General features: G+C 44.5%; 1 pseudogene. It reads left to right on the top strand.

Annotated elements, in window-relative coordinates:
- Positions 1 to 1356 (top strand): annotated as a pseudogene (locus K8B81_RS20765) (hypothetical protein); the annotation flags it as partial.

Here is a 1356-nt window from a genome sequence, read left to right as displayed (position 1 = left end):
ATAATGGAACAGATCAAACGATACATTATATCGTAAAAGACAATAATGGGTGTACTTTCCCAGGATCAGTTGTTATCAACAGATTAAATCCACCAGTAATTTCAGGTATTACCCATACCGATATTTATTGCAGCCCGCCTTCTCGTACGACCAGTACGGTTACTGTTGCCAAGGCAGCAGGTACAGGAGTTGGTACGGTGTTCACATATGAAATTACAGCACCAGCTGCTTCTGTGGCTTCGAACACTACAGGAGTTTTCACCGGATTGTCCGGAGGGGTTACTTATAGTTTCAAAGTGACCGATGCTAGCGGTTGTTATGCTACAGGCTCTCATACGGTTCCTGTTGTTACTCAGATTGCAGCGATTGCCACCAAGCTGAACGATGTATATTGTAATGGAGGTTCTACAGGTTCTATCAGGTATGATGTAAGCCAGTTTAGTTCAACTTACAGTTATAAAGTCAACACAAATGCTGCAGTTACGGCTCAGAGTGGAGCTTCGTTTACCTTGCCAAACCTTGGTGTTGGTACTTATGATGTTGTTTTCACCGATGAGACTACAGGATGTACATTCCCTACTTCTATCAGCATTACCCAGCCTAGTTTATTAGGAGCTACAGCTTCAGCGGTGAATGCGAATTGTAATGTTGCTACCTCTAAGGTTACAGTAACGGCTACAGGGGGTACTCCAGGCTATACATATGCTTACAAACAAGACGGTGTTGCACCTGTTGCATCAGATTACGTTGCCAGCAATAGTGCGGATTTAAACCCGGCTACCAATGCCAACTGGGATGTTTGGGTTAAGGATGCCAATGGCTGTACATTTAAAGTGGATGTTGCTGTTGAAAGAGACAGTACCCCATCATTAACTGTATCAGTAGACAACCAGTGTACAGGTTCAGGCAGTGGCTTTACTATTACAGCTACGCCATCATCGACAAGTCTTGCTCCATTGAGCTATAGTATTGGCGGTGCTACAGGCACCTTCCAGAGCAGTCCTGTCTTTACGGTTTCAGCGGGTACTTATACGGTTCATGTTAAGGATGCCAACGGCTGTATCGTTCCATCGGCTGCCGTTACGGTTTATCCACAGTTGACTGCTACATCAGCAGTAACCCGAGAGTTGAGTTGTTCCCCAACTACGCCAGAGGCCCAGATTACAGTTACGGCATCAGGAGGCAGAACTTCTTATACTTATGAGGTTTCCACAAATGGAGGTACTTCATACAGTGCTATGGCTACTAATGTCTATACAGCATCAGCATCGGGTACTTATACATTCAGAATTACAGATGCCAACAGCTGTACTGTTATCACTACAGCTACAGTAAATGCGATTTCAAATCCTACAG

The organism is Flavobacterium hibisci (genome assembly GCF_020026925.1).
Taxonomy (GTDB): Bacteria; Bacteroidota; Bacteroidia; order Flavobacteriales; family Flavobacteriaceae; genus Flavobacterium; species Flavobacterium hibisci.
The sequence above is the reverse complement of the archived record's forward strand: the minus strand, read 5'-3'. Positions and strand labels throughout refer to the sequence as shown.